This window comes from Flavobacterium ustbae (assembly GCF_003946915.1).
In the GTDB taxonomy this organism is placed as follows: domain Bacteria; phylum Bacteroidota; class Bacteroidia; order Flavobacteriales; family Flavobacteriaceae; genus Flavobacterium; species Flavobacterium ustbae.
On record NZ_RPOC01000012.1, the window covers coordinates 1 to 22,771 of the forward strand.

General features: G+C 37.1%; 9 protein-coding genes. All 9 read left to right on the forward strand.

Going from position 1 to position 22,771, the window contains the following annotated elements; translation table 11 throughout:
• Positions 1-7,786 (forward strand): T9SS type B sorting domain-containing protein (locus EG814_RS14860; RefSeq protein WP_206430315.1); only part of this gene is annotated, 7,786 nt, incomplete at its 5' end.
• A 49-nt stretch (positions 7,787-7,835) separates the two neighbouring features.
• Positions 7,836-8,747, forward strand: a complete 912-nt coding sequence (locus EG814_RS14865; protein ID WP_125722688.1) for a PorP/SprF family type IX secretion system membrane protein — start codon at positions 7,836-7,838, stop codon at positions 8,745-8,747.
• Between the two features lie 12 nt (positions 8,748-8,759).
• Positions 8,760-10,844, forward strand: a complete 2,085-nt coding sequence (locus EG814_RS14870; RefSeq protein ID WP_125722689.1) for an OmpA family protein — start codon at positions 8,760-8,762, stop codon at positions 10,842-10,844.
• A gap of 277 nt (positions 10,845-11,121) precedes the next feature.
• Complete coding sequence (locus tag EG814_RS14875) at positions 11,122-11,547, forward strand: CBS domain-containing protein (protein WP_125722690.1); 426 nt, start codon at positions 11,122-11,124, stop codon at positions 11,545-11,547.
• A gap of 154 nt (positions 11,548-11,701) precedes the next feature.
• Positions 11,702-13,993: an NADP-dependent malic enzyme gene (locus EG814_RS14880; RefSeq protein ID WP_125722691.1), complete on the forward strand. Its 2,292-nt coding sequence runs from the start codon at positions 11,702-11,704 to the stop codon at positions 13,991-13,993.
• Between the two features lie 78 nt (positions 13,994-14,071).
• Positions 14,072-14,653: a Holliday junction branch migration protein RuvA gene (ruvA, locus tag EG814_RS14885; RefSeq protein ID WP_125722692.1), complete on the forward strand. Its 582-nt coding sequence runs from the start codon at positions 14,072-14,074 to the stop codon at positions 14,651-14,653.
• A gap of 25 nt (positions 14,654-14,678) precedes the next feature.
• Positions 14,679-21,881, forward strand: a complete 7,203-nt coding sequence (gene sov / locus EG814_RS14890; RefSeq protein WP_125722693.1) for a T9SS outer membrane translocon Sov/SprA — start codon at positions 14,679-14,681, stop codon at positions 21,879-21,881.
• An 86-nt stretch (positions 21,882-21,967) separates the two neighbouring features.
• A complete protein-coding gene (gene gcvH, locus EG814_RS14895) occupies positions 21,968-22,348 on the forward strand; it encodes a glycine cleavage system protein GcvH (RefSeq protein ID WP_095927914.1) in 381 nt (126 codons plus the stop codon).
• Positions 22,341-22,724 (forward strand): VanZ family protein, encoded by a 384-nt coding sequence (locus EG814_RS14900; protein ID WP_125722694.1) that lies wholly within the window; start codon positions 22,341-22,343, stop codon positions 22,722-22,724. Before gcvH ends, EG814_RS14900 begins: the two co-directional genes overlap by 8 nt.
• Positions 22,725-22,771 lie beyond the last annotated feature (47 nt).

Consider the following 22,771-nt stretch of genomic DNA (forward strand, 5'->3'; position numbering starts at 1 on the left):
TCTTCCTGCGGCTCCAAGCATCAGCGCTGGAGGCGCGACGACTTTCTGTTCAGGCGGAAATGTGGTTCTTACTTCATCGGCATCATCAGGAAACCAGTGGTTCAGAGACGGATCTGCCATTACTGGCGCAACCAACCCGACATATACTGCAGCTTCATCAGGCTCATACACGGTTACGTTCAATAACGGAACATGCACAAGCGCAGCTTCTGCACCGGCTTCGGTAACAGTAAACCCTCTTCCTGCGGCTCCGAGCATCAGCGCTGGAGGCGCGACAACTTTCTGTTCTGGAGGAAGCGTGACTCTTACGTCAAGCTATGCAACGGGCAACTTGTGGTCTACAGGGGCAACAACCCAGTCAATCACAGTTTCGACATCAGGAAGCTATACAGTTCGTGTGACAGATGGTAACGGATGCCAGAGCGCGGCTTCAACGCCAGCTTCGGTAACGGTAAACCCAATGCCAGATGTACCGACATTCGGTTCATTTATGCAGGCTACATGTTCTACACCAAATGGAAGTTTTGAGATAACAAATTATAACGCTTCATATAGTTACTCAATTACTCCATCAGTAGGTGTTACAATAGTTGATTCAAAAGTTACAGCCCCTACTGGTTCATATACTTTAACTGCTACTTTAGGTAGTTGTACTTCAGAATCATCAGCAAATGCAGTAATTAATTCTGTAATATGTGCCAATGACGATGATTTTACCACTCCTACAGTAAGCTCAGGCAACAGCACGCCAAGCGTAACGGCAAACGACACCCTTGACGGAAAATCATTTGCGATCGGTAACGGTGCAGGAAAGGTTACCCTAACAGAAATCACCGTTCCGTCAGGCCTGACCTTAAATACATCGGACGGGACCATTGCAGTAAATGCCAATACCCCTTCAGGAACTTATACGGTTGTTTACCAGATCTGCGAGAACGGCGCATCGCCATCAAACTGCGATCAGGCAAGTGCTACGGTTGTTGTGAAAAATGGCATTGATGCTGTTGCGGATACGATTGATCCAATCAACGGAAATATCGGAGGCACGACAATCGCATTGGCAGGTAACGATACATTAGACGGCAAGCCGTTTGCCATTGGAGGCAATCCGGGAGAAGTGACGATAAGCATTGTGGGAGCATTGCCATCAGGATTGACCCTGAATGCTGCGGACGGAACAATTGCAGTTGCTCCAAACACTCCAAAAGGAAATTATAGCATAGAATATAGAATATGTGAAGTTGGAGCTAATCCAACAAACTGCGACTCTGTTACGATCACCATTCCGGTAACGGCTGGAGATCTTGTTGCCAATGCAGACGCGATCGGATCTGTTGCGGGCTCAAATGCACCTCAGACTTTAGGTGTTAATGTTTTAGACAATGACACTAAAAACGGAGTGAAATTAGATCCTGCAGACGTTACCCTGACGGAATCGACGCCAGACCCGAAAGGATATCTGGTATTGAATCCTGACGGAACGGTGACATTGGGAGCGAACCCTCCTGCAGGCGATTACGAACTGACGTACACAATCTGCGAGAAGCTGAACCCTGACAACTGCAAATCAAACACAGTTAGGGTTACGGTAGACCTGCCAGGCATTGATGCAGTTGCCGATGCAATTGATCCTATCAACGGAAATATCGGAGGCACGACAATCGCATTGGCAGGAAACGATACATTAGACGGCAAGCCGTTTGCTATTGGAGGCAATCTGGGAGAAGTGACGATAAGCATTATCGGCACGCTGCCATCAGGATTGACCCTGAATGCTGCGGACGGAACAATTACGGTTGCCCCAAACACTCCAAAAGGAGATTACAGCATAGAATACAGAATCTGCGACAACACCAATTCAGGCAACTGCGACTCGGTAACAATTACAGTTCCTGTTACAGCTGGAGATCTGGTTGCCAATGCAGACGCGATCGGATCTGTTGCGGGCTCAAATGCGCCTCAGACTTTAGGTGTCAATGTTTTGGAGAATGACACTAAAAACGGAGTGAAATTAGATCCAGCAGACGTTACCCTGACGGAATCTACGCCAGACCCGAAAGGCTATCTGGTATTGAATCCTGACGGAACGGTAACGCTAGGAACAAACCCTCCTGCAGGCGATTATGAACTTACGTACACAATCTGCGAGAAGCTGAACCCGGACAACTGCAAATCAAACACGGTTAGGGTTACGGTAGATCTTCCCGGCATTGATGCAGTTGCGGATACGATTGATCCAATCAACGGAAATATCGGAGGCACGACAATCGCATTGGCAGGTAACGATACATTAGACGGCAAGCCGTTTGCCATTGGAGGCAATCCGGGAGAAGTAACGATAAGCATTGTCGGCACGCTGCCATCAGGATTGGCACTGAACGGAAATGGAACAATTACGGTTGCCCCAAACACTCCAAAAGGAGATTACAGCATAGAATACAGAATCTGCGACAACATCAATTCAGGCAACTGCGACTCGGTAACAATTACAGTTCCTGTTACAGCTGGAGATCTGGTTGCCAATGCAGACGCGATCCCATCTGTTGCGGGTTCAAATGCACCTCAGACTTTAGGTGTTAATGTTTTAGACAATGACACTAAAAACGGAGCGAAATTAGATCCTGCAGATGTCACCCTGACGGAATCTACGCCAGACCCGAAAGGATATCTGGTATTGAATCCTGATGGAACGGTAACGCTAGGAGCTAACCCTCCTGCAGGCGATTACGAACTGACGTACACAATCTGCGAGAAGCTGAACCCTGACAACTGCAAATCAAACACGGTTAGGGTTACGGTAGACCTTCCTGCCATTGAAGCTGTAGCCGATACAATAGCTCCAATCAACGGAAATATCGGAGGAACGACAATCGCATTGACAGGTAACGATACATTAGACGGCAAGCCGTTTGCCATTGGAGGCAATCCGGGAGAAGTTAGTATCAACATTGTAGGAACACTTCCAACAGGATTGACTTTAAATGGAGACGGAACAATTACAGTAGCTCCAAATACTCCTAAAGGAGATTATGCAGTTGAATACCGTATTTGTGAGAATACAAATCCATCAAACTGTGACTCGGTAACAATTACAGTTCCTGTTACAGCTGGAGATCTGGTTGCCAATGCAGATCCGATACCATCAGTTATTGGTTCAAATGCACCTCAGACTTTAGGGGTGAATGTTTTGGACAATGACACTAAAAATGGAGTGAAGCTGGATCCTGCAGACGTGACCATGACTGAATCTACTCCAGACCCGAAAGGCTATCTGGTATTGAATCCAGACGGAACAGTAACGTTAGGAGCTAATCCTCCGGCGGGAACTTATGAGTTGACATATACCATCTGTGAGAAATTGAATCCAGGAAACTGTAAATCAAATACAGTTACAGTGACGGTAGGATTACCAGTTATCGATGCGGTTATTGACAGCATATCTTCAATTAACGGAAACACAGGAGCAACAACATTAGTTTTAACAGCTAATGATACCTTAAACGGAAAACCAGTAGTTATTGGAACTAATCCGGGAGAAGTTAGTATCAACATTGTAGGAACACTTCCAACAGGATTGACTTTAAATGGAGACGGAACAATTACAGTAGCTCCAAATACTCCAAAAGGAGATTATGCAGTTGAATACCGTATTTGTGACAATACCAATTCAGGCAACTGCGACTCAGTTACGATCACCATTCCGGTAACGGCTGGAGATCTGGTTGCCAATGCAGACACGATCGGATCTGTTGCGGGTTCAAATGCGCCTCAGACTTTAGGGGTGAATGTTTTGGACAATGACACTAAAAACGGAGTGAAATTAGATCCAGCAGACGTTACCCTGACTGAATCTACTCCAGACCCGAAAGGATATCTGGTATTGAATCCAGACGGAACAGTAACGTTAGGAGCTAATCCTCCGGCGGGAACTTATGAGTTGACATATACCATCTGTGAGAAATTGAACCCAGGAAACTGTAAATCAAATACAGTTACAGTGACGGTAGGATTGCCAGTTATCGATGCGGTTATTGACAGCATACCTTCAATTAACGGAAACACAGGAGCAACAACATTAGTTTTAACAGCTAATGATACCTTAAACGGAAAACCAGTAGTTATTGGAACTAATCCGGGAGAAGTTAGTATCAACATTGTAGGAACACTTCCAACAGGATTGACTTTAAATGGAGACGGAACAATTACAGTAGCTCCAAATACTCCAAAAGGAGATTATGCAGTTGAATACCGTATTTGTGACAATACCAATTCAGGCAACTGCGACTCAGTTACGATCACCATTCCGGTAACGGCTGGAGATCTGGTTGCCAATGCAGACACGATCGGATCTGTTGCGGGTTCAAATGCGCCTCAGACTTTAGGGGTGAATGTTTTGGACAATGACACTAAAAATGGAGTGAAGCTGGATCCTGCAGACGTGACCATGACTGAATCTACTCCAGACCCGAAAGGATATCTGGTATTGAATCCTGATGGAACGGTGACATTGGGAGCGAACCCTCCTGCAGGCGATTACGAACTGACGTACACAATCTGCGAGAAGCTGAACCCTGACAACTGCAAATCAAACACGGTTAGGGTTACGGTAGACCTGCCAGGCATTGATGCTGTTGCGGATACGATTGATCCAATCAACGGAAATATCGGAGGCACGACAATCGCATTGGCAGGAAACGATACATTAGACGGCAAGCCGTTTGCCATTGGAGGCAATCCGGGAGAAGTGACGATAAGCATTATCGGCACGCTGCCTTCAGGATTCACCCTGAATGGTGCAGACGGAACAATTGCAGTTGCGCCAAACACTCCAAAAGGAGATTACAGCATAGAATACAGAATCTGCGACAACAACAATCCTGGAAACTGCGACTCAGTAAAAATCACTGTACCAGTTACAGGAGGAGATCTTGTTGCCAATGCAGATTCTATCCCAGCGGTTAAAGGCTCAAATGCGCCTCAGACTTTGGGTGTCAATGTTTTGGAGAATGACACTAAAAACGGAGCGAAATTAGATCCTGCAGACGTTACCCTGACTGAATCTACGCCAGACCCGAAAGGATATCTGGTATTGAATCCTGACGGAACGGTAACGCTAGGAGCTAACCCTCCTGCAGGCGATTATGAGCTGACGTACACAATCTGCGAGAAGCTAAATCCAGGCAACTGCAAATCGAACACCGTTAAAGTTACGGTAGGCATGCCTGCTATTGACGCCATTGCAGAGACGTTAACGCCATCTATCAACGGAAGCATTGGAGGAACAACTACAGCTTCTGTAATTGATAATGATACACTAAATGGCAATCCAGCTGTTATAGGAACACTTGCTGGTCAGGTAAAACTAACGTCAATAAATGTTCCGACAGGATTAACATTAAATGCAGACGGAACAGTGACTGTTGCTGTAAATACGCCATCAGGAGTTTACAATATTGAATATAGTATCTGCGAGATTAGCAATCCTTCAAACTGCGATACTGCAATTTCAAAAGTTGCGGTAAATAATGGAACATTGGTTGCAAATTCAGATAATATTCCATCTGTTAAGACATCAAATACTGCGCAGAATTTAGGAGTGAACATTTTTACAAATGATACTAAAAATGGAGCGCCGTTAAATCCATCAGATGTAAATCTGACTGTTACGCCAGATCCAAAAGGATACTTAATAGTTAATCCAGACGGTAGCGTTACTTTAGGAGCCAATGCGCCAGCAGGAGATTATGAAGTGACTTATACTATATGTGAGAAGTTAAATACTGGAAACTGTAGTTCAAATACAGTAAGAGTAACAGTTGAAAGCACTATTGTTGCAAATATAGATGTTGTGCCATCGGCAGTTGGAATAAACGTTCCGCAGTCATTAATTAATGTTTTTGCAAATGACACTAAAGACGGAAATGCTTTAGTTCCGTCAGATGTAATTCTTACTGTTACTGTTGCTGATCCAAAAGGATATTTAACATTGGATGCAAACGGAAATGCAATTCTTGCTCCTAATGCACCAGCGGGTAATTATGAATTGTCTTATTCAATTTGTGATAAATTAAATTCATCAAATTGCAGCTCAAATGTTGTAACAGTAACTGTAGCAGAACCAACTATGGAGGTAGTAGCAAACAGTTATTGCTCTAACAATGTTCCTTATGTAAATTATACGGTAACGCCAGATAATTTTACAGCGAATAATCAATTAACAATTAAATGGATTGATAGCGCTAATAATGTTGTGGCAACACAGACTAATTTACCATTAAGCGGAAATGTTATTTGGCCAGGTGCTGTAGTTGATGCTGACGGAAATGGAGTAGACTGGCCAGGATGGACTTTAAATAATGGACAATGGACAGAAAGTGCTGATGGTTTTGAGCTTACTAGAAACGGAGTGAGAATAGAATTCTCTGTAAATCCAACAGTAACAATTGCTGTAGCTTATCCACTTGCTACGCCAGAATGTAATGCGCGTCCAACATTTTCAATTGTTGCAAATAATGATGAGTATGGACCAATTGATGTTAAAAAAGGAACTGCTCTTTCGGTTAACATTTTTGATAATGATAGTGTAAATGGAGTGAAACCAAATGCATCAGATGTTATTTTAACAACTGTTGTTTCAAATCCAAATGTGACTTTAAATGCAGATGGATCAATAAGTATGGCGGCGAATACTCCAAATGGAATTTATGAAGTTACGTATCAAATTTGTGATGCAACCAATACATCAAATTGCAGTGCACCAGCAATAGTTAAGATTACAGTTGTAAACAGTGTAAATCCGACTGATCCTTCAGTGCCAAATAACATTACTTTAGTAGATGATACTAATATTAGTGTAGACGGAATCAACGGTTCTATAGAATTTGTAAATGTTTTAGACAATGATTTGATAAACGGAATGCCAATTAATCCGGCAGATGTTATCGTTACGCCATTGACAACTGATGCTTATTTTGAATGGAATGCAGATGGAACGGTAAGCGTAAAACCAAATACACCAGGAAATACGTATACGTTAACGTACCAAGTTTGCGAAAAAGCAAATCCGTCAAATTGTTCTACAGCAGTATTAACTGTTTTTGTTGAAGTTCCTGCAATTGCAGTAGTCAAAACAGCAGTACTCAATGATGAAAACAAAGATGGTTTTGCTAATGCAGGAGAAACAATTACATACAAATTTGCGGTAACCAATACAGGAAATGTTGCTCTTGTTGGAATCACAATAGAAGATTTATTGCCAGGAGTTGTAGTTTCAGGTCAAGCCATTAATTTGGGCGTAAACGAATCTAATGAGACGAACTTTACAGCAGTTTACAAAATAACGCAAGAAGATATTAATCTAGGCAGTGTGAGTAATCAGGCAACTGTAAAAGGAAGCAGTTTAAGAGGAGTGGTAGTCGAAGATAAGTCAGACGATTCGAGAAATGACGGAGATAACCCTACCGTAATAGATTTAAATGGATGTGTAATCGAAGTATTGAATGCTTTCTCTCCAAACGGAGACCAAAAGAATGCAAGATTCTATATTAGAGGTTTAGAATGCTACCCAGATAATACAGTTGAAATTTATAACCGTTGGGGAGTTTTGGTTTTCAGTATAGACCAGTATAATAATAATGATAGAGTTTTTGTCGGATATTCTAACGGACGTTCTACAGTAAAACAAACAGAGGGTCTGCCAGTGGGAACTTATTTCTATATTTTGAAATACAAAGACAGTGCTAATAACCCTCACGAAAAATCTGGTTACCTATACATTAATAAATAAAAAGGATTACGGCTTAGCTGTAAGCTAAGCCGTTCTAAAAGCTTAATAAATGAAAAAATTAATTTTAGTTTTTATGTTTTTTTCGATTGTGTCAAATGCGCAGCAAGATGCGCAGTTTACGCAATATATGTATAACACAATCGAAGTCAATCCAGCTTATGCAGGTTCTCGAGGGGTTTTGAGCGTTTTTGGGCTTTATCGTACCCAATGGGTTGGTTTAGAAGGAGCACCACAAACTAGTACATTTTCGGTAAATACACCTTTAAAGAATAGTGATTTAGGACTTGGGGTTTCTTTAGTAAATGACAAAATTGGTCCTACAACAGAAAACACACTATCAGCAGATTTGTCTTATACAATACCAACTTCACCAACATGGAATTTGTCTTTTGGTATAAAAGGTACGGCCAATTTGTTCAATATCGATGCTAGTAAATTGAGTTTTGAAGATCAGGACGATCCGCAGTTTCAAAATTTAAGTAACAAATTTTCTCCTAATGTTGGAGCTGGAGTTTATTTTCATTCCGATCGTGCGTATGTTGGATTATCGGTTCCAAATTTTATTGAAACCAATCGTTACGATGCAGATGATATTGCCATTTTTAAAGATAAAATCAATTACTATTTAATAGCAGGTTATGTATTTAATCTAGATCGTTTAGAATATGTTAAGTTCAAACCGGCTATGATGGTCAAAATGGTAGAAGGAGCGCCATTGCAGGTCGACGTTTCTGGAAACTTTATGTTTAATGATAAATTCGTTTTAGGTCTTGCTTATCGTTGGAGTGCTTCTGTTAGTGCAATGGCAGGATTCCAAGTTACTAAAGGAATGTATATTGGGTATGGTTACGATCACGAAACGACAAGATTGAGAAAATACAATTCAGGATCTCATGAAATTTTCCTTCGTTTTGAGTTTTTCAATAATTATAATAAAATGATATCACCAAGATTCTTCTAATCAATGCCAAGTATGAAAATTAAAAATATAGGTTTTATAGTTTTATTGTTGAGCTTTTTTTTCCAAATAAATGTACAGTCGCAAACTGCAGTTAAAAGCGAAAAAGCAAAAAAGACAGAAGAAAAACTTAAAAGAAAGGACGAAAAAGAAAAAAAGATACACGCAAAATTGGTAAGTAAAGCCGATAAAAAATATGAAGATTACGAGTATGCAGATGCTATAAAAGCCTACAAAGAAGTGTTGAAGAAGAGTCGAAAAGACGAAAAAGTACTTCAAAAATTGGCCGATTCATATTATCTTACAGGTGATTTAAGAAATGCGGAGAAATGGTATGGAGAACTTTTTAGGCTAAACAAAGAACAGCAGCCAGATTATTTATACCGATATGGGCAATCTCTAAAATCTGTTGGACATTATGAAAGAGCAGATGAAGTTTTAGAGATATTCAATCAAAAAGCAGCATCACAAAATAGAGCTGCTTTGGTTAGAAATGAAAAAAATTATCTGGAAGAAATTAAATCAAATTCAGGCCGTTTTGAAATTGCAGATGCTGGAGTTAACTCCGAATTCTCAGATTATGGAGGAACCATTTTTGATAATAAAATTATTTTTACTTCGGCAAGAGATACTGGAAGTATCGCTAAAATCAATTTTAAGTGGACAAACAAATCTTTTTCTAAATTTTATACAGCAGATTTACTGCCAGATGGAAGTGTCGGAAAAGTCAAACCACTTCGTAAAAAGGATCATGGAAAGTACAATGAATCGTCTCCTATTTTTACAAAAGACGGACGCACAATGTATTTTACCAGAAATAATTTTACAGATGGAAAAAGAGGAGAAAACAGTAAAAGTGTAACATTACTGAAATTGTACAAGGCAGAACTTGTAAAGGGAGAATGGAAAAACGAAAAAGAACTACCATTTAACAGCAATCAGTATAGCACAGCCCATCCTGCTTTGAGTCCAGACGAAAAAGTTTTATACTTTGCATCTGATATGCCGGGAACTTTAGGAGAATCTGATATTTTTAAAGTCGCGGTAAATGGAGACGGAAGTTTTGGAACTCCAGAAAATTTAGGAGCATTTATTAATACAGAAGGAAGAGAAACCTTTCCTTTCGTTTCAGAAGAAAATGAGTTATATTTTTCTTCTGACGGACGACCAGGCTTAGGAGGTTTGGATGTATATGTAACCAAAATAAATGAAGACGGAACGTTTGATGATGTTCAAAACGTAGGACAGCCCGTAAATGGTAAGCAAGATGATTTTGCTTTTACGATTGACAGTAAAAACAGAAATGGATTCTTTTCTTCCAACCGTGAAAATGCACATGGTATGGATGATATTTATCGATTTACTGAAATTAAAAAATTAGTTTGCGAGCAAGAGCTTTCAGGGATTGTTACCGATTCGGAGTCAAACGAAATAGTTGCAAAAGCATCACTTATTTTATTTGATGAAAATTTTAATACTTTACAAAGTATCGAATCTGATGAAAAGGGAAATTATGTCTTTAATAAAGTAAAATGCGGAAAAAAATATGCTATAAGAGTTGTTAAAGAAGATTTTAACCGTAAAGATGTTTCTATTACCTTAAAGAAACAAAATGGTAAAACAGAATTGCCAATTGCACTTCAGAAAGTGGTTAAACCAATTGTAGCTGAGCCAATTGCAGTAAATAAGGTATATGTTAAACCAGTGAAAATTGCAAACATTAATATTGGATCAGACTTAGTAAAATTGCTTCATATTCCGATGAACTTTTTTGATTTAGGAAAATCAACAATCAAAAAATCATCAGAACCACAATTATTAAAAGTTGTTGGGGCATTAAATCAATATCCAAAGTTAAAATTAGATATCCGTTCTCATACAGACAGCCGTTCTTCTTCTGAAAGCAATCAGGTTTTATCAGACAAAAGAGCACAGTCAACAAGAGATTGGTTAATAAGCAAAGGAGTCGATCCAAATAGACTAACCGCTAAAGGATACGGAGAAACGCAATTAACAAATAAATGTGCAGACGGTGTAAAATGTACCGAGCAACAGCATCAGCAAAACAGACGAAGCGAATTTATTGTGGTAGATATGTAACCTACTAAATCCTTTTAAATACTACAGAACCCTTTTCTAAATTTAGAAAAGGGTTTTTTACGTTTGTATACAAGTAGTTTTTGTCATTAAAAGTTAAAAAATCAATTTTTCATCAAAAAACAATTCTAAATCATTTCATTATTTGCAGTATCATTTTAGAAATATAAATTTCTGTGTATTATGTTTAAAATGAATTGTTTATGTTTTTAAAAAATCGATTTCGTTACAGATTATGTTGGTTTTTGTTATAACTTTATAAAATCAAAAAATTTTCATTATGACTGTAGATCAAATACTTAAAGCAAAGGGAAGAAATGTATATTCTATTTTCTCCAATTTAACGGTTTATGATGCGTTAAAAGTTATGGGAGAAAAAAATATCGGGGCAATTTTAGTTATCGATGATAATAAGCTAAAAGGAATATTGTCTGAAAGAGATTATGCCCGAAAAATTGTGCTGAAGGATAAATCTTCCAAAGAAACTTTTGTTCATGAGATTATGGAAAGTAATGTTTTTACCGTAAAACTTTCTAATAATATCGAAGATTGTATGGAGCTTATGAGCGAAAAAAGAATCCGACACCTACCTGTTATGGAAGATGGAATAGTGATTGGAATAATTTCAATCAGTGATGTAGTTAAGGCAATTATAGAAATTCAAAAAGACACCATTAACCATTTGAATTCTTATATTTCTCAATAAACGATGTTTAAAAAAGATAAATATTCAAAACGAGTCCAATTTCTATTGGACTTTTTTTATTTATCCAAATAGATTTTAGGAAAAGAAAACGCTAAAAAGACGCCATTTTAAAACAAGACTTATATCTTTGTAAGCTAGAATAAAAGCTAAAAAAATGAACAAAGAGAGTAAAAAAAGAGAAGCGTTACTGTATCATGCAGAACCAACTCCAGGAAAAATTCAGGTAGTTCCAACAAAAAAATACGCAACCCAAAGAGATTTATCATTGGCTTATTCGCCAGGAGTTGCAGAGCCATGTTTAGCAATTGCAGAAAACGTAGAAGACGTTTACAAATATACAGCAAAAGGAAATCTAGTAGCCGTAATTTCAAACGGTACAGCTGTTTTAGGACTTGGAGATATTGGTCCAGAAGCAGGAAAACCAGTAATGGAAGGAAAAGGTTTATTGTTTAAGATATTCTCTGATATTGACGTTTTTGATATCGAAATCGATACTAAAAATGTAGAAGAATTTATTCAGACAGTAAAAAATATTGCTCCTACTTTTGGAGGAATCAATTTAGAAGATATCAAAGCTCCAGAATCTTTTGAGATCGAAAGAAGACTGATTGAAGAATTGGATATTCCGGTAATGCACGATGACCAGCACGGAACGGCAATTATCTCTTCTGCAGCTTTAATCAACGCACTTGAATTAGCAGGAAAAAAAGCTGAAAATGTAAAAATGGTAGTTTCGGGAGCAGGTTCGGCTGCAATCGCTTGTACAGATTTATACGTTTCTTTAGGAGTAAAAGTAGAGAACATCTTAATGTTTAATAGTAAAGGACTTTTAACTAAAGATAATTCTGCGCTTTCAGACTTACAGTTAAAATATGCTATCGATGGAGAAAAAATTTCTCTAGCCGAAGCGGTAAAAGATGCCGATGTTTTTATCGGATTATCTTCTGGTGATATTCTTTCGCCAGAAATGTTATTAACTATGAAAGAGAATCCGATTGTTTTTGCAATGGCAAATCCAAACCCGGAAATCGATTATAATTTGGCTGTACAAACGAGAAAAGATGTTATTATGGCGACAGGACGTTCAGATTTTCCTAATCAGGTAAATAACGTATTAGGATTTCCTTATATCTTTAGAGGAGCACTAGACGTAAGAGCGACAAAAATTAATGAAGAAATGAAAATGGCGGCTGTAAAAGCCTTAGCTATTTTGGCAAAAGAACCAGTTCCAGAGCAAGTAAATGTAGCTTATGGAGCAACAAAACTTGGTTTTGGTCAAGAATATATTATTCCTAAACCATTCGATCCTAGATTGATTACGGTTGTGGCTCCTGCAGTTGCAAAAGCAGCAATGGAATCTGGAGTAGCAAAAAATCCTATTACAGACTGGGCAGCTTATGAAGAGAAGCTTATGGAACGTATGGGTAACGATAATAAAATGGTGCGTTTGATTACCAATCGCGCTAAAGTAAATCCTAAACGTGTTGTTTTTGCAGAAGCAGATCAATTGAATGTTTTAAAAGCTGCTCAAATTGTTTACGAAGACGGAATCGGATTCCCAATCTTACTAGGAAACAAAGAAGTGATTTTAGATTTGAAAAAAGAACTTGGTTTTGATGCCGATCTAGAAATTATCGATCCAAAAACCGATGAGGAAGCCGCAAGACGTGATAAATTTGCAAAAGCATTTTGGGAAACTAGAGGAAGAAGAGGCGTTTCTAAATTAGATGCCGAAAAATTCATGCGCGAAAGAAATTATTTTGCAGCAATGATGGTTAACGAAGGAGAGGCAGATGCTGTAGTTACAGGACACTCAAGAAGTTATCCTTCGGTTGTAAAACCAATGATGCAATTGATTCCAAAAGCACAGAATGCATCTCTAATTGCAACTACTAATATGATGCTTACGTCTCGCGGACCAATGTTCTTATCAGATACCGCAATCAATATTAATCCGTCTGCTCAAGACCTTGTTAATATTGCTATTATGACCGCTAAAACTGCTAAAATGTTTGGTGTTGAGCCCGTTATTGCAATGGTTTCATTCTCAAACTTTGGTTCTTCTACAAGCGAAAGTGCTTCAAAAGTTAGAGAAGCAGTAGCTTATTTGCACAAAAATCATCCAGAAATGATAGTTGATGGAGAGATTCAGGCAGATTTTGCTTTGAATCCAGAATTGCTTCAAGAGAAATTTCCATTCTCTAAATTAGCAGGAAAAAAAGTAAATACATTAGTTTTTCCTAATTTAGAATCAGCAAATATTACCTATAAATTGTTAAAAGAATTGTACAAAGTGAATTCAATTGGACCTATTATGATGGGTATGGGTAAACCAGTTCACATTTTCCAATTGGGTGCCAGCGTTGAAGAAATGGTCAATATGGCGGCTATTGCTGTTATTGATGCACAGGAAAAAGAAATTAAAAAGAATAAAATAACACAATAAACGGTCTAACAAGGATTGAACAAATTTGTCGTAGTTTTATGGCATTTTTGTTATATTTGATACTAATAAATTATATCTATGATAGCACAGTTGCAGGGAAGATTAGTAGAAAAGAATCCTACAGAAGTTGTAATTGATTGTGGGGGAGTTGGTTATCATGTGCATATATCGTTGCATACTTTCTCTTTAATTCCAAATTCTGAAAATATAAAATTGTATACGCATCTTCAAATTAAAGAAGATGCGCATACTTTATACGGTTTTGCCGAAAAATCGGAACGCGAAATTTTTAGAATGCTGCTTTCTGTTTCAGGAATCGGAGCGGGAATTGCGAGAACAATGCTTTCGTCTATAGAACCAAAGCAAATAATAAATGCCATTGCATCTGGAGATGTTGGCGTAATCCAGTCTATTAAAGGGATTGGAAACAAAACAGCACAAAGGGTTATACTTGATTTAAAGGAAAAAATTGTTAAATTGTACGATATAGATGAAGTTTTTGCTGCTCAAAACAATAGAAACCGAGATGAAGCGTTATCTGCTCTAGAAGTGTTAGGTTTTGTTCGAAAAGCTTCTGAAAAAGTAGTCGAAAAGATCGTAAAAGAAGATCCTGAGGCTACTGTTGAAACGATTATCAAAAAGGCTTTAAAAAGCTTATAAATTTCATTTTATATAAAAGAATTCTATGCGTAAAATTTGTATTTTGTTGCTGGTATTACTCTGCAGTAATGTTTTGCGGGCACAGGTCACACCGGTAGCACAAGATACAACTAAAACTCAATTTTCGGTAGGTAAAATAGAGCTTGAGGATCCTCCAAGCGTACTCTCTGCTTATAGATACGATCCTATTACAGATCGATATATCTACACTAATTCAGTAGATGGTTTTTCGATCAATTATCCTTTAATTTTAACTCCAAGAGAATACGAAGATTTAGTTCTAAAAGAATCCAGAAGGAATTATTTTAGACAAAAAATGGATGCCATAGACGGTAAAAAAGCCGGGGCCGAAGCAGCCAAAAAAGATTTATTGCCTAGATATTACATTAATTCGAGCTTATTCGAAAGTATCTTTGGAAGCAATACTATAGATGTAAAGCCCACAGGGTCAGTAGAAATGGACTTGGGTTTACGCTACACCAAACAAGATAATCCTTCATTTTCACCAAGAAACAGATCCAGTCTGACTTTTGATTTCGATCAAAGAATCAGTATGAGTTTAATGGGTAAAATTGGAACGCGTTTGGAGGTAAATGCCAATTACGATACACAATCTACATTTGCTTTTCAGAATTTATTTAAACTTGCATACACGCCTTCAGAAGACGATATCATTCAGAAAGTCGAAGTGGGTAACGTGAGCATGCCTTTAAATAGTACCTTAATTAGAGGTGCGCAAAGTTTATTTGGGGTCAAAGCACAGCTACAATTTGGTAAGACAACGGTTACTGGAGTTTTTTCAGAACAGAAGTCTCAGACCAAAAGTATAGTCGCAGAAGGTGGAGGAACGGTGCAAAACTTTGATTTATTTGCATTGGATTATGATAATGACCGACATTTCTTCTTATCACAATATTTTAGAAATAAATACGATGCTTCTCTTCGAAATTATCCATTAATTGACAGCCGTGTTCAAATTACAAGAATAGAAGTATGGGTAACCAATAAACAGAATAGAGTAACAACATCAAATAATAACTTAAGAAATATTATTGCGCTTCAGGATTTGGGAGAAGGTCAGGTTGCTGGTGTTCCAGATAACGAAGTTGTTGTTATTACAAATCCAGCAGGTTTTTTTAATAATCCTATAGATTCTCCTACAGACAATACCAATAACAAATACGATCCAGCAGCAATAGGAAAAGCAGGAAGTTATTTAAATTCTAATATTAGAGAAATTGTAACAGCAAAATCAGGATTTAATAATACCAATGTAAACGAAGGTACCGATTATTCTGTTTTAGAAAATGCTAGAAAATTAACTACAAACGAGTTTACTTTTAATGCACAGTTAGGTTATATCTCGCTGCAACAACGTTTGGCTAACGATGAAATTCTAGCCGTAGCGTTTGAATATACCGTTGGAGGAAAAACATACCAAGTTGGAGAGTTTGGAAGTGACGGTGTAGATGCAACTGTAGTAACAGGAAACAACAATGCCAATCAAGCAATTGTAACGCAGAGTTTGGTTTTGAAAATGCTGAAAAGCAGTTTAACAAATGTGCAGAATCCAGTTTGGAACTTGATGATGAAAAACGTGTATCAGATTCCACAAGCGTATCAAATCAAACAAGAAGATTTCAGACTTAACATTCTTTATACAGATCCATCTCCAATAAATTATATTACGCCAGTGCAAGGAAGTACTTTTCCTCCAAATCCTGCGCCAGAAGATAAAGTAGAACAAACGCCATTATTAAATGTTTTTAATCTGGATCGTTTAAATTACAATAATGATCCACAGACAGGAGGAGACGGATTTTTTGATTACGTTCCAGGAGTAACAGTAGATGTACAGAATGCTCGAATTATTTTTACGACTAAAGAGCCTTTTGGAGAACTTTTGTTTAGAAAATTAAATACCAATTCTGGAGAAAGCTATAATGATCCAAGTACCTATAATCCGAATCAGAGGAAATATGTATTTAGAAACATGTACAAAAATACTCAGGCTGGTGCATTACAGGATAGTGATAAAAACAAATTCTTATTAAGAGGAAAATACAAATCTTCGGGCAGTAATGGTATTCCGATTGGTGCATTCAACGTGCCACAAGGATCTGTTGTGGTAACAGCTGCGGGACGAGTTTTAGTTGAAGGTATCGATTATAGTGTCGATTATCAATTGGGAAGAGTACAGATTTTAGATCCTTCACTTCAGGCATCAAATACCCCGATTGAAGTTTCGTTGGAGAATAATTCAATCTTCGGGCAGCAGACTCGAAGATTCATGGGATTTAATGTTGAGCATAAAATTTCTGAAAAATTTGTTGTTGGAGGTACTTTCTTAAAAATGACAGAACGTCCTTTTACTCAAAAATCAAGTTACGGACAAGAATCTGTAAATAATACTATTTTCGGTTTCAACGGAAACTATGCAACAGAAGTTCCGTTTTTAACAAGATTAGCAAACAAATTGCCTAATATAGATACAGATGTTCCTTCGAATCTTTCAATTCGTGGAGAAGTAGCGTTCTTAAAACCAGATGCTCCAAAAGCCAGCGATTTTGAAGGAGAAGCTACTATTTATATTGATGATTTTGAAGGTACGCAGACAACAATAGACATGAGATCTGCTTATGCTTGGAGTTTGGCTTCAACACCATTTATCACTTCTGCTACAGATAATACTTTTAATGCGAGTTCAAATACTTTAGATTATGGCTTCAAACGTGCTAAGTTGGCTTGGTATACTATTGATCCAATTTTCTACACTTCAAAACCGTCTGGAATTTCAAATGATGATTTATCTTTAAATACAACCAGAAGAGTTTATAGTAGAGAACTTTATCCAAATACCGATATTGCACAAGGACAGATTCAGGTTATTAATACGCTGGATTTAACGTATTATCCGTCAGATAGAGGACCTTACAATAATAATCCTGATTTTGCAACCAGCAACCCGTCGAATAATTTCGGTGGAATTATGCGTGCGTTGAACTCTACTAACTTCGAGCAGGGAAATGTTGAGTATATTCAGTTTTGGGTACTTGATCCTTATGTTGGTAATGGACAGGCTCAGGGGACAAATAGCGGAAAAATTTATTTCAATTTAGGAGAAGTTTCTGAAGACGTTCTGAAAGACGGAAGAAAACAATATGAAAACGGGTTAGGGCCAGATCAGATAATGGTAAATCCGCAACCAATTTGGGGAGACGTGCCAGCATCTCAATCCTTAATTTATGCCTTTGATACCAATACAGAAAATCGTAAAAATCAGGATGTTGGTTTAGATGGTTTGCCAGATGCAAGAGAGGGTTCAATTTATACCAACTACGCAGGAGAGCCAGATCCAGCTGCAGATAATTATACCTATTTCTTAAATACAGACGGTGGAGTATTAGAACGCTATAAACAATATAACGGAACAGAAGGAAACTCTGCTGTAAGTGTCGACGATCCAAATCGTGGTTCTACCACGCTTCCAGATGTTGAAGATATCAATCGTGATAATACGATGAGCACAATCAATGCGTATTATGAATATAGTATTGATGTGAGACCAGGTATGCAGGTTGGAGAAAATTATATTACAGATATTAGAGAAGTACAAAATGTAGAACTGCCTAATGGAGGTTCGACTAACGCAAGATGGATTCAGTTTAAAATTCCTGTTTCTAAACCTCAAAATACAATTGGAAATATTACCGATTTTAGATCGATTCGTTTCATGCGTATGTTCATGACTGGATTTAATGATCAAATGACAGTTCGTTTTGGAGCTTTAGATTTAGTAAGAGGAGAATGGAGAAAGTACACTGGAACGCTTGACGCAAATGATACAGATCCTGATAATGACGGAACTCAATTTGATGTTGCAGCAGTAAATATCCAAGAAAACGGTACAAAATGTCCTGTAAATTATGTTATTCCGCCAGGAGTTCAAAGAGAACAACTTTACAATAACAATACAATTATTAACCAAAATGAGCAGTCGTTAGCATTGCGAATTGGGGGTAATGGATTAGAATATCAAGATTCTAGAGCGGTTTTTAAAAATGTAAGTGTTGATATGCGTCAGTACAAAAAACTGAAAATGTTCCTTCATGCAGAATCACTTCCTAATGAAACAGCACTTTTAGACGACGAAATGATTGGATTCATTCGTTTTGGTAATGACTTTACACAGAACTTCTATCAAGTAGAGATTCCGTTAAAAGTAACAAGAACGGGAGGATCCTGTACGATTAGTCCAGATCAGGTTTGGCTTGAAGAAAACAATATTGATTTAGCTTTGTCATTATTGACAAGAATGAAAGTTTTGGGAATGAATATCGATATAAACTCACCAAAAAGAGACATAAACGGTATTTACTATCCCGACCGAGATCCTGATGTAGAAGGAGGTGACGAGGATGCTAAATTGACTTTAGGGATTAAAGGAAATCCGAATTTTGGTTTAGTCCGAACTTTAATGGTCGGAGTAAAAAGTGCGGCAAACCATAAGGATATTATGGGAGAGGTTTGGTTTAACGAACTACGTATGTCAGATCTAGAAAACAAAGGCGGTATGGCGGCATTGCTAAATGTGGACACCAATATGGCCGATTTGATGACGTTGTCTGCTTCTGGTAAAAAGAGTACGATAGGTTTTGGTTCGCTTGAACAAGGAGCCAACGAAAGAGATCGTGAAGATATTCAGCAATACAATATTGTAACCAATATCAATCTAGGAAAACTGCTTCCGCCAAAATGGGGTATAAATCTACCGTTTAATTATGCAATTGGCGAAGAAGTTATTACGCCAGAATACGATCCTTTTAATCAGGATATTAAATTGAAACAGTTAATAGAAGAAACTACAGATCCAGCTGAAAAAGATAATATCAGAACGCGAGCAGTAGATTATACTAAGCGTAAAAGCATCAATTTTATTGGGGTAAGAAAAGATAGAGCGCCAGAACAAAAGCCACATGTCTATGATGTAGAAAACTTCACATTCTCTCAATCATACAATCAGGTAGAGCGACATGATTATGAAGTGGAAAGCTATGAAGACGAGCAATCCAGCACATCTGTTAATTATGCCTATACTTTCCAGCCAAAAGAAGTAGTGCCGTTTAAGGATACCAAATTCATGAAAACAAGTGAATATTGGAAATTGCTAAGTGATTTTAATATCAATTATCTTCCTTCAAATGTTTCGTTTAATAGTAATATTTTAAGACAAAGCAATCGTCAGCAATATAGACAAGTTGATGTAGAAGGTATTGGTCTCGATCCTCTTTACAGAAGAAATTTTGCATTTAATTATCAATATGGTTTTGGGTTTAATTTGACAAAATCATTAAAATTAAATTATACAGCAGCGTCTAATAATATCGTAAGAAACTTTTTGAATGACGATAACACTCCAAAAGAAAACTTTAATATTTGGGATGATTATTTTGATATTGGTATACCAAATCAGCATTTACAACAATTGGTTTTAAACTATGATATTCCAATTAATAAGATTCCAATCTTCAGTTTTGTAAAAGCTACTTATTCTTATACAGCCGATTACAATTGGCAAAGATCTTCGACGGCGCTTTCTCAATATGTTGATGACAGTGGAGTGTCTTGGGATTTAGGAAATACGGTTCAGAATGCCAATTCAAATACGCTTTCGACTACATTAAATATGAATACGCTGTATAAATATTTAGGTTTGGTTCCTGGAGGAAAACCAGCAAAACCAAAACCAGCAGCGCCGCCAAAACCAGGAGAGAAAATTGTAAATACGGCTAAGCCAGTTACAAGCAGTAATCCTTTTTATGACGGTTTAATTGGAGTTTTAACAAGTGTTAAAAATGTTCAGATTAATTATACTAAAAATAGTGGTACCGTTTTACCAGGTTATATTCCTGGAGTAGGATTTTTTGGAACGTCTAAACCTACATTAGGATTTGTGTTTGGTAGTCAAGATGATGTTCGTTTTGAAGCGGCTAAAAACGGATGGCTAACCAGCTATCAGAATTTTAACCAAAATTTTACGCAAGTAAGCAACAAACTTTTGAAAGTTACGGCAAATGTAGATTTACTGCCTGACTTGAAAATTGATCTTGCTATGGACAGAGCTTATTCTGAAAATTCATCAGAACAATATAGTGTAGATCAAAACACAGGAGAATATATACCATTATCACCTTATACTTATGGAATGTTTTCTATTTCAACAGTATTAATTAAGACAGCTTTTTCAACCAGTACAGAAACTGTATCGGCAGCATTTGATGATTTTAGAAGTAATCGTTTGGTTATTGCAAATCGTTTGGCAGAAGATCACTATGGTTCAGGAGTGCCAATTCCTAGATATGGAGATGCAAGCAATCCAATTCCAGCAGAGACAGATCCGAATTATAAAATTTATGTGGCCAACGAGGGGTATCCTATAGGTTTCTCAAAAAGTAATCAGGCCGTTCTGTTGCCTTCTTTTATGGCTGCTTACACCGGTGCAGATGCAGAAAAAAGTTCAACAGGTATTTTTAGAAGTTTCCCTATTCCAAACTGGAATGTAAAATATAATGGTTTAATGCGTTATAAGTATTTCAAAGATCATTTTAGACGTTTTTCATTACAGCATAATTATAGAGCATCTTATACAATTAGCCAGTTTAGATCAAATTTTGATTATTATGAAAATCCATCAGGGCAAGATGTAAACACGAACTTCTTTAACAAAACAATTATGTCGAATGTTAACTTAGTAGAGCAGTTTAGCCCGCTTATGCGAGTTGATTTTGAGTTGAAAAATTCATTCCGCGTATTAACTGAAATAAAGAAAGATCGCGCTTTGTCTATGAGTTTTGATAATAATTTGTTGACAGAAGTTCGAGGAGTAGAATACGTTGTAGGATTAGGATATCGTTTTAAAGATGTTATTATATCTTCAAGATTAGCAGATAATCCAACTGGAATTATTAAAAGTGATATCAACATAAAAGCAGATTTTTCATATAGAAATAATGAAACTTTGGTTCGATATTTAGATTACGATAATAATCAGCTGGCAGCAGGACAAGATATTTGGACTTTAAAATTAACAGCAGATTATGCTTTCAGTAAAAATTTAACAGCAATATTTTATTACGATCATTCGTTCTCTAAAGCAGTTATTTCGACTTCTTTTCCTTTAACGAATATCAGATCAGGTTTCACACTTCGTTATAATTTCGGAAATTAAATTTTAGTTTCTAAACTAGATTTCATTAGAAGATTATTACATTTGTGGCTATAATTTTAAACAATCAATTTTCAAACACAACGATTATGAGCATACCAGCAAATTTAAAGTACACAAAAGATCACGAATGGGTTAGCATCGAAGGAGATGTTGCGACTGTAGGAATTACTCATTTTGCACAAAAAGAGTTAGGAGATATCGTGTATGTTGAGGTAGAAACTTTAGATCAGACACTTTCAAAAGATGAAGTTTTTGGAACTGTTGAGGCTGTAAAAACAGTTTCAGATTTATTTTTACCATTAACAGGTGAAATCATTGCTTTTAATGAAGATTTAGAAAGTGCTCCTGAAACTGTAAATTCAGATCCTTACGGAGCTGGGTGGATGATTAAAATAAAAATTGCTGATGCATCAGAAATCGATACTTTATTATCTGATCAAGCTTATAAAGAATTAATCGGTGCCTAAACAACTCTTATTAATTTGGGCAATTATCTGTTCTGGAATCATTACTTATTTCTGTCTTACAGATTCTGGTAATTTGCCAGCACTTAGTTTTCCAAGCATTGATAAAATTGTACATTTCTGTTTTCATTTTGGATTCACAATTTCATGGATTTTGTTTTTCAAAAAAGAATTAAAAGGAAAAGAGGCAGATGATTATAAAGCGTATTTGATATCATTTATATTTTCTGTTTTTTTCGGAATTACAATTGAAATTCTTCAAGGCGCTCTTACAATAACAAGAGCAGCAGATGTTACAGATGTTTTAGCAAATGCGCTTGGAGCCTTTGTAGCAGTTTTTTCTGCGATAGGATTTAAAAAGCAAATCGATAAAATATAATCAAACCCACTTCGGTGGGTTTTTTATTACAGGAAAATCAAGCCTAT

Excerpts from the sequence above, each read along its gene's own strand:
- EG814_RS14865 (WP_125722688.1), top strand. The coding sequence starts at position 7,836 with ATGAAAAAATTAATTTTAGTTTTTATGTTTTTTTCGATTGTGTCAAAT.
- EG814_RS14870 (WP_125722689.1), top strand. The coding sequence starts at position 8,760 with ATGAAAATTAAAAATATAGGTTTTATAGTTTTATTGTTGAGCTTTTTT.
- EG814_RS14875 (WP_125722690.1), top strand. The coding sequence starts at position 11,122 with ATGACTGTAGATCAAATACTTAAAGCAAAGGGAAGAAATGTATATTCT.
- EG814_RS14880 (WP_125722691.1), top strand. The coding sequence starts at position 11,702 with ATGAACAAAGAGAGTAAAAAAAGAGAAGCGTTACTGTATCATGCAGAA.
- ruvA (WP_125722692.1), top strand. The coding sequence starts at position 14,072 with ATGATAGCACAGTTGCAGGGAAGATTAGTAGAAAAGAATCCTACAGAA.
- sov (WP_125722693.1), top strand. The coding sequence starts at position 14,679 with ATGCGTAAAATTTGTATTTTGTTGCTGGTATTACTCTGCAGTAATGTT.
- gcvH (WP_095927914.1), top strand. The coding sequence starts at position 21,968 with ATGAGCATACCAGCAAATTTAAAGTACACAAAAGATCACGAATGGGTT.